The following is an 8,456-nucleotide window of genomic DNA, read 5'->3' as shown; positions in this document are numbered from 1 at the left end:
CGCGGTGGGCGATGCGGAGGTGTGTGTGCGACCACCTCGTGGCGTGCGCCGGACCGGTTTCGGGTCTGTGAAGGGACCCTTCACGGACTCTGAGTCTGTGAAGGGTCCCTTCACAGCCCGCCGTCCGGAGCGCCGGGGTGGGCTGTCCGGGTGAAGCTTCCCGCAGGGCCGGCGGACGGGCGGATCGTGCGCACCGCGACCGGGGGCGTTCCCGACGGCGGCTTTCACCGTCGTGGGTGTCCCTGCGGCACGGTGCGTGATCGCATGTGCGGCAAAAAAGGGGAAATGTGCTATTCGCTGTCCTCCGGATGTCTCAGCCGGAGAGTTTCGGCCTCTCATTTCCGGGGGAAAAAATCCCTCCGGGTGCCGGACGGGCGACAGTATGATTCTTTTGTCTGTTCCCTGGGAGGCTGGGACATGAACACGGTAGCGGCCGGGCGGGTGGATCCGCCCCAGGACGGTCGGCGCCGCCCCCGCCCGGTGGGCGGCCGGCAGCGGGGCGCCGCGCTGCCGGTACCCCTGGTCGGGCGCGACGCCGAGTACGCCGTGCTGGCCGATGCGGTCACCGCTGCCGGGTCGGGCCGTGGCGGCGGGCTGCTCGTGTGCGGGCCGCCCGGCATCGGCAAGTCCCGGCTGGCCGCGGAAACGGTCGGGCTGGCGCGGGACAAGGGGTTCACCGTCGTCGAAGGCCGGGCCGATCCGTTGCTGTCCGGGCTTGCCTACGCGCCGATCGTGCAGGCTTTCCGCGATCACCTGAAGGCGCCCTCCGGCGAGGGTGCCGAGGAACTCGGCGTGCTGTTCCCCGACCTGCGGCCGGACGCGCCATCCACCGGGGATCCGGCGTTGCAGCGGACCCGGATGTACGAATCGGTCCTGGCGGTCACGCGGCGCCTCGCCGCCCGGAATCCGGTGCTGCTGTTCCTCGACGACGTGCACTGCGCGGACCGCGGAACGGTCGAGCTGCTGTATTACATCGGCCGCAACGCGGGGGAGCTGCCGGTGCTCGTGCTCGCCTGCTTCCGTTCGGGCGTGGCCAACGAGGCGCTCGCCGCGATGGCGGCCGCGACCCGGCGCGATCCCACCGGCCGGCTCCTGGAACTCGCCCCGCTGACCGACCGGGCGGTGCGCGAGCTGGTCGGGCATCTGCTGGGCGCGCCACCGTCGCCCGCGCTGCTGCGGGCGGTCACGTCGCGGGCCTCCGGGATCGCGCTGTTCGTGGTGGCGCTGACTCGGCATCTGGCCACCGGCCGGATGTCCGGCCCGCTGCCCGAGGTGATCCGGGACGTGGTGCTGGAACAGGTGAACCAGCTCGGCGAGACCGAGCGGCGGCTGCTCGAGGTCGTCGCGGTGGCCGGGGTGCACGGCCGCCCGGCGGTGCTGGGCACGGTGGCCGGGCTGGACGAACCGGTGCTGCATGCCGCCTTGCGCCGCCTGGCCGGCACGAGGCTGGTCGTCGAGCACCGGTCCGGCGCCGAACCGCACTACCGGATCGCGCATCCGCTGTACGCCGAGGCGATCTACGGCGAACTCGGCATTTCCGAACGGCGCTCGCTGCACGCCGCGGTCGGCGCCGCGCTGGACGCGAGCGGGGCGGGCGGCACGGTGGCGTCCGCGCCGCACTACGCCGCCGGTGGTGACCGCGTCCCCGCGGCCCGTGCGGTCGAGGTGTTCAGCGATGCCGGCCGGCGGGCGCTGACCGTGGGCGATCTGGACGAGGCCGGTGACTATTTCCTCGCCGCCCTCCGCCGGGCCCGGGAGGTGCGGCCCGAAGCGGTGCCCGCGCTGCTGGTCGACCTGGCCCGGGTGGAGCAGGGGCGCGGCCGGCTCGGCGAGGCCGCCGCCCTGCTCGACGGCGCGGTCACGCTCGGCGCGCGCCGGGGCGAGGAACCCGAGCGGTTGCGGGCGTGGCGGCATCTGCAGGCGTTGCTGGAGGCCGAGCGCGGCAACGTGCGGGCCGCGGTCGATCTGGCCCGGGCCACCGGACGGCGGCCGGACCGCGATCCGCCGATGCGCCTGATGATCCACTGGATCATCGCCCTGCGCGAGGTCGACCTCGCGGAACTGGCGCTGGTGTCGAAAGAACTCGCCGAGCTTCCGTCCACACACGACACTCCGACGGCGCATGCGGCGGCCCGGCTCGGTGCCGGGGTGCTCGCCGCGCTGGCCGGCGATCCCGCGACCGCGTTCGCCGAGCTGTCCGAGGCGCTGGAGCTGGCCGCCCGCTGCGGGGGCGACGCGCCGCACGTCGCGTTCCCGATCCGGATGCTGCTCAACGGGCTGGCCGTGGTGCGCGGCGACCTGGCCACCGGGATCCGGGTGGCGGACGTCGAGAGCACGGCCCCGGTCCGGCTGTGGCTGCCGGGCGCCACCTGTTACCTGGAGACCATGCTCGCGACCACCCGGTACTACGCCGGTGACCTCGCGACGGCGCTGACCCACCTGGATCACGCCGTCGCCGAGGCCCGCCGGGTCGGCGGCGACCGGCTGGAGAGCCGGACGCTGGCCACGCGGTCGTTCCTGCGGGCCGAGCGCGGCGACCTCGACGGCGCGGAGGCGGATCTGACCGCCGCGCGCCGCCGCTACGACCCGGAGCAGATCGACCTGAAGGACGCGGTCGAGCTGGCCGCGACCGCGCTGGCGGTGCGCCGTGGTGCGCCCGCCGACGTTCCGCCGCTGACCGGCACGCTGCCGTTCGGGGACGTTCAGCTCAATTGCCTCCGCACTGCCTTCGCCGGGTACGCCGCCGTGCACTCCGGAGACGAGGACGAGGCCGATCGCATCACCGGCCTGCTGCGCGCGAGCGGGCGCGATGCGGCGGTGCCGGCCGCGCTCGCGGATCTGCAGCAGGGACTCACCGCGATCCTGCGGGGTGCCCGCGCCGAAGCCGGGCGGCTGCTGCGGGATGCCGCGATCGCGTTGCGCGGCATGGGGGTCAGGCTGCTGGCGGCGCACGCGGAACTCGAACTGGCCGAGCTGCTGCCCCGGGCCGAGGCAGCGGAGCTGACCGGCGCCGCCACGGCCGTGCTGGCCGCCGCGGGCAGCAGCCCGTTCCCGGCGCGGGTCGCGCGGCGCGGCCGGCCGGTCGGCAAGGCTGGTGCGCTGACCCGGCGGGAGTCGGAGATCGCGCCTCTGGTCGGGCAGGGGTTGTCGAATGCGGAGATCGCCGCGCGGTTGTTTCTCAGTGAGCGGACGGTGGAGACTCATTTGCGTAATGTGTATCGGAAGTTGGGGTTGCGGTCGCGGGTGAGTCTTGCGCGGTGGGTGCGGTGATCCGGGGTGCTCCTTTGGTGGGGCAGGGGTTGCCGAATGCGGAGATCGCCGCGCAGTGGTTTCTGAGCGAGCCGGAAACCCCGTCTGAGCAACGTGTATCGGAAGTTGCGGTCCCGGGTCAGCCTCGCGCGGTGGGTGCGCTGACCCGGCGCCCGCGGTGACACGGCGGTGACGGCTCCCGGCCAGACTGCCTGGTGACCCAGCGATCGGGAGGGTTGCCGATGGAACACGTGCGGGCGTCCCGGGATCCGGCGCCGCCGGTCCGGGACGAGGTGCCGGGCACCGGGCAGCCGCTCGGCGCGGAGGTCCGGCATTTCCTGGAGGGCCGGTTCGGGCAGGACTTCAGCCGGGTGCGGGTGCATACGGACCGGCCCGCCGCCGGCTCGGCCGCCGGGCTGGGTGCGAAGGCCTACACCGTCGGCGAGAACGTGGTGTTCGGCTCCGGCGAATACCGGCCGGGCACCGAAGACGGCCGCCGCCTTCTCGCGCACGAACTCGCGCACGTCGTGCAGCAGCGCCGGGGCGGTCCGACGGCTCCCGGTTTCGCGGCCGGTCACGAGCTCGACCATGCGGCCGACGCGGCGGCGGACGCGGTGCTCGGCGCCGGTCCCGGACCGGTGGCGGTGGCCGGCGGCAGTGCTCGCGGCGTCGCCCGGCAGGCCGATCCGGCCGTGGACCCGCGGGTGGTGCTCGGGCAGCTCCCGCCGTGGGTGGCGGTCGCCGCGCGGTCGCTGGCCCGCTGGGTGCTCGTGCCGCTGCGGCTGGCCGGGTGGGCGGTGACCGGTGCGGCCATCGGGCTCCGGGTGTCGGGCACCGTCGGCGCGGGGCCCGGCGTCGGCGCCGGGCAGGACACGATGTTCTTCCTCGACACCGAGACCGGTGAGCTGACCGGAGACATCTTCGGCTACGGCGAGCTGGGAGTCGGCGCGATCGCCGGGGGCGGCGGCGGGGTCGTCTTCGCGGTGCGGCTCGGCCCGATCGGGAAATCCGGCAGCGTGTCCGGCGCCTACGCCGGTGCCTCGGTGGGTGGTTCGGTGCAGCTGCTCGCCGGGGCCGGGTTATCGATCGGCACCGGCCTGCTGTCGGGCGAGGAGGGCTGGGCGGCGGCCGCGTTCAGCGTCGGTCCGGAGGCCGGGCTGAAGTTCTCCGAGACCTACGGGGTCAGCGTCGCCGGCACGGTCGCGCCGGTCGTGTCGGCCTGGGCCACCGGGTTCGCCACAAGACTCGCGGCCGGTACGCGGGCGATCGGGGCGGTCGGCGGGGCCATCACCGACGCGGTGGCGCAGAGCTTCGGCGGGGTCGTCGCGATCCTCGATCCGGACAACTGGAACCTGGCCGGGTATCGGCCGGCCGAAGCGCAGGCCATGCGCGAACTCGGCGGCTACCTGAAGCGGGTCATCCTCGCCACGAGCCTGGACCGGTTCCTCGCGGGGGAATCGCGCGGGGTCCCGGTGTCCGCGCGGATCGCCGGGGTCGGCGACGTCGGCGTGCTGCTGCGGGCCACCGAGGCGGTCAACGCGCAGTATCGCCGGATCAGTGGCACCGCCAGGGTGTCGGCAAAGTTGGTCGGGGGCCCGGCAGCGGGCGATGCGGAGGTGTGTGCGACCACCTCGTGGCGTGCGCCGGACCGGTTTCGGGTCCGTGAAGGGTCCCTTCACGGACTCAGGGTCCGTGAAGGGACCCTTCACGGACCTCTACACCGACTTTGCCGGAACCCTGAGTGGCACCGCGGTCCGGGCCGGCGACCAGATCTGGCCGGCCGACGCCTTCGCCCATCGCACCTACCTGCAGTTCCTTTCCTTCCTGCAGGAACAGCGGCTGCTCTCGGCCGCCGCCGGGTCCCGCGGCCCGGCGAAAGTTACGTGGTAGCACGGATGGCGCCGTGCCGCGCCGGATCGAGATCATCCAAGGGGGACAGCATTGCCGCTGAAGGGGGAGAGACCGGTGGGTTCGCAGGGGATCGTGACGAGAGCGGAACCGGCGTGGGCGGACGCCGGCCCGGATGACGTTCTGATGCTGCAGATGCTGCCGACGTTCGCGGTTCGCGAGGCGGAGGACGATCTGCCGCTGTCGCGGGCCGCCCAACGGCTGGTGGTGTTCCTCGCCTTGCGTGATCACCCGGTGCGCCGCGCCGAGGCGGCGCACACCCTGTGGGGCGAGGCCTCGGGAGAACACAGTGCCGCGAGCCTGCGGACCACGCTGTGGCGCGTCGGGCAGGTCCACCGTGGCCTGGTCCGGGCGACACCCGAATGGCTTTCGCTGGCCGATACGGTCGCGGTGGACGTGCGGGCGGCGTTCGGCCTGGCTCGGTCGCTGGCCGCACACGGCGAATTGCCGGCGGACAGCGGTCCGGTCGCCGGTCTGCTGGCCACGGACCTCCTGCCGGTCTGGTGTGACGACTGGCTGTTCGCCTTCCGGGAACGCTGGCGCCAGCTGCGGCTGCACGCGCTCGAACGCCTCGCCGAACGCCTTGCCGCGCAAGGACGTTTCGTGGAAGCGGTGGACGTCGCGCTCACCGCGATCGACGGCGAGCCGCTGCGGGAGAGCGCGCACCGCAGCCTGATCCGGGTGCATCTGCTGGAGGGCAACCACGGGGAGGCGATCCGGGTCTACCGGGCGCTGGTGCGGCTGCTGCGCACGGAGCTGGGCGTCGCGCCCAGCCCGGGTGCGCGGGCACTGCTGGGGGAGATCCGGCCGGCACAGTGACGGCGCGGTGACGACGGGCCGCTGTACTGCTCGGCATGTCCGGTGAGGCCGTGGAGCGGGTCGCTTTGCACGTCATGCGGGCGTGGCGCACGCCCGACGGGCTGTTGTGGGTCCGGGTCATGAGCACGACGGACGTGACCGCCGACGAGGTGGCCGCGGCCGTCGTGACCACCAGGGAACAAGTCCTGGCCTCGGCCGAGGCCTGGCTCCGCGCGATCGCCGAGGGCGGTGCGCCCGGGGTGACGCCGCGGTGACGGGACCGCGGGAAGCTGACGATCACGGCCGGAAAGCCGCGGAGGGAGACGGCCATGCCAATCACGCCCACGTATCCGGGTGTCTACATCGACGAGCTGCCGAGCGCGGTGCGCACCATCGTCGGGGTACCGACCTCGGTCGCGGCCTTCGTCGGCACCGCGCCGCGCGGCGCGGTGGACGAGCCGGTGCACATCACCAGCTGGGAGGATTTCACCGCCGAATTCGGCGGGCTCGACTCCGGCACCGCTTTGGCGTACGCGGTGTTCCAGTTCTACGCCAACGGCGGCAGTGAAGCCGAGATCGTGCGGGTGGTCGCGAAGAACCACAGCACCACACTCGACGACGCGGAGACGGCCGATACCACGCCCGCCCGGAACTACGCGGCGGCGGCCGTGATCGCCCTGACCGGCGGGGTGACGCTGCACGCGGCCAGCCCCGGCAGCTGGCCCAACGACCGGAACCTGCGGGTCCGGGTCGATTACGACACCGCACCGGACCCCGCCGGGAAGCTCTACAACCTCACGGTCCGGGACATGAAGAGCGGGATCACCGAGCAGTACCTCAACGTCAGCACGGACACCACGTCCGCGCGGGCGCTCAAGCACGTGCTCGCGTCGTCGAGCCTGCTCAGCAGCACGGTCGTCGAGGGCGACGGGTCGCGCCCGGCCGCGCACGACACGGTCACCGACGGCTCCGACCCGTTCCCGGACGATCCGCAGGGGAAGAACCTCTATTCGGTGGTGACCACACCCGGCGCGGACGGCGACGCGCCGAACAACCTGGACTACCTCGGCGACGAGGAGACCAAGACCGGGTTGTACGCGCTGCTGAAGGCCGACATCTTCACCATGCTCTGCCTGCCCGGCGCACCGGGTCTGATCGGCGGGGCCGACAACATTCTCGGCAACGCGATGAAGTTCTGCGTGGACCGGCGCGCGATGCTCATCGTGGACCCGGACCCGAACTGGAAGAAGCCCGCCGACGTCACCCGGGCGGTCCGGTCGACCAGCCCGGCCTTCGTGCTCAACGATCCCAACGCGAAGAACGCCGCGCTGTACTTCCCGCGCGTCGTGCTGCCGGACCCGAACAAGGACAACTCGCCGCAGGAGTTCCCACCGTGCGGGGCGCTCGCCGGGATCTGGGCCCGCACCGACGTGCAGCGCGGCGTATGGAAGGCGCCGGCCGGCACCGAGGCCGGGCTGAGCGGGGTCACCGCCCTCACGGTTCCGTTGACCGACAAGCAGAACGGCGTGCTCAACCCGCTCGGCGTGAACTGCCTGCGCGGTCTTCCGGTGGTGGGCAACGTGGTCTGGGGCGCGCGCACCCAGCGGGGCGCGGATGCGCTGGCCGACCAGTGGAAGTACCTGCCGGTGCGGCGGCTCGCGCTGTATCTGGAGGAAAGCCTCTACCGCGGCACGCAGTGGGTGGTGTTCGAGCCGAACGACGAACCGCTGTGGTCCTCGATCCGGCTCAACGTCGGCGCGTTCCTGAACACCCTGTTCCGCCAGGGCGCGTTCCAGGGCCGCACGCCGAAGGAGGCCTACCTCGTCAAATGCGATGCCACGAACAATCCGCAGAACGACATCGACCGCGGGATCGTGAACATCCTCGTCGGGTTCGCCCCGCTCAAGCCCGCGGAATTCGTGCTCATCCACATTCAGCAGCTCGCCGGCCAGATCCAGGTCTAGGAGTAAGCCAGCCATGTCCGACAGCAAGATCAAGCGGCGCGATCCGTACAAGAACTTCCGGTTCCGGGTGAAGTTCGCCGGTGGCGAGTACATGCTCGGCGTCAGCAAGGTCACCGGCTTCAAGCGCAGTACCGAGGTGATCAAGCATCGCAGCGGGGGCGATCCGGCGACCAGTTTCAAGCTGCCCGGCCGGACCGAGTACGACCCGATCACCCTTGAACGCGGGGTGACCACGGACAAGGTGTTCGCACAGTGGGCGAACCGGGTGTGGAGTTTCACCAATTCCGGGCGCGGCCTGGAGACCTCGCTCAAGGACTTCCGCCAGGACCTGATCGTGGACGTGTTCGACGAGGGCGGCCAGAAGGTGCTGTCGTACCAGGTCTACAACTGCTGGGTCTCGGAGTGGCAGCCGGTGTCCGATCTGGACGCGAACGCCAACGCGGTCGCCCTCCAGCACGTCAAAGTCGAGAACGAGGGGTGGGTGGCCGAGGAGGTGACCGAGCCCGAGGACACCTCCTTCGAAGACCCGGCGTGACG

At 72.3% G+C, this 8,456-nt stretch carries 6 protein-coding genes; all 6 read left to right on the top strand.

What is annotated here, in order from left to right; translation table 11 throughout:
• The first annotated feature begins 417 nt into the window (after nucleotides 1-417).
• The 6 genes from D5S19_RS16195 (at nucleotide 418) to D5S19_RS16170 (ending at nucleotide 8,454) form a co-directional block, all read left to right on the top strand.
• A complete protein-coding gene (locus D5S19_RS16195) occupies nucleotides 418-3,270 on the top strand; it encodes an ATP-binding protein (RefSeq protein WP_158605543.1) in 2,853 nt (950 codons plus the stop codon).
• A gap of 221 nt (nucleotides 3,271-3,491) precedes the next feature.
• Nucleotides 3,492-5,276 (top strand): eCIS core domain-containing protein, encoded by a 1,785-nt coding sequence (locus D5S19_RS32495; RefSeq protein WP_199730530.1) that lies wholly within the window; start codon nucleotides 3,492-3,494, stop codon nucleotides 5,274-5,276.
• Entirely contained in the window at nucleotides 5,233-5,976 is a 744-nt protein-coding gene (locus tag D5S19_RS16185) for an AfsR/SARP family transcriptional regulator (RefSeq protein ID WP_147397410.1), read from the top strand. The genes D5S19_RS32495 and D5S19_RS16185 overlap by 44 nt, the downstream gene beginning before the upstream one ends.
• Nucleotides 5,977-6,011: 35 nt before the next feature.
• The gene (locus D5S19_RS16180; RefSeq protein WP_098514362.1) at nucleotides 6,012-6,230 is read left to right on the top strand and encodes a hypothetical protein; all 219 of its coding nucleotides are present in this window, start codon (nucleotides 6,012-6,014) and stop codon (nucleotides 6,228-6,230) included.
• A 54-nt stretch (nucleotides 6,231-6,284) separates the two neighbouring features.
• Nucleotides 6,285-7,919, top strand: a complete 1,635-nt coding sequence (locus tag D5S19_RS16175) for a phage tail sheath C-terminal domain-containing protein (RefSeq protein WP_120024176.1) — start codon at nucleotides 6,285-6,287, stop codon at nucleotides 7,917-7,919.
• A gap of 13 nt (nucleotides 7,920-7,932) precedes the next feature.
• Complete coding sequence (locus tag D5S19_RS16170; RefSeq protein ID WP_120024175.1) at nucleotides 7,933-8,454, top strand: phage tail protein; 522 nt, start codon at nucleotides 7,933-7,935, stop codon at nucleotides 8,452-8,454.
• Nucleotides 8,455-8,456 lie beyond the last annotated feature (2 nt).

Origin of the sequence: Amycolatopsis panacis, assembly GCF_003600245.1 — a bacterium.
Classification (GTDB): Bacteria; Actinomycetota; Actinomycetes; order Mycobacteriales; family Pseudonocardiaceae; genus Amycolatopsis; species Amycolatopsis sulphurea.
The sequence above is the reverse complement of the archived record's forward strand: the minus strand, read 5'-3'. Positions and strand labels throughout refer to the sequence as shown.

Bases quoted from the DNA above. Each gene is read 5' to 3' on its own strand.
- D5S19_RS16195 (WP_158605543.1), top strand. From the start codon at position 418: ATGAACACGGTAGCGGCCGGGCGGGTGGATCCGCCCCAGGACGGTCGG.
- D5S19_RS32495 (WP_199730530.1), top strand. From the start codon at position 3,492: ATGGAACACGTGCGGGCGTCCCGGGATCCGGCGCCGCCGGTCCGGGAC.
- D5S19_RS16180 (WP_098514362.1), top strand. From the start codon at position 6,012: ATGTCCGGTGAGGCCGTGGAGCGGGTCGCTTTGCACGTCATGCGGGCG.
- D5S19_RS16175 (WP_120024176.1), top strand. From the start codon at position 6,285: ATGCCAATCACGCCCACGTATCCGGGTGTCTACATCGACGAGCTGCCG.
- D5S19_RS16170 (WP_120024175.1), top strand. From the start codon at position 7,933: ATGTCCGACAGCAAGATCAAGCGGCGCGATCCGTACAAGAACTTCCGG.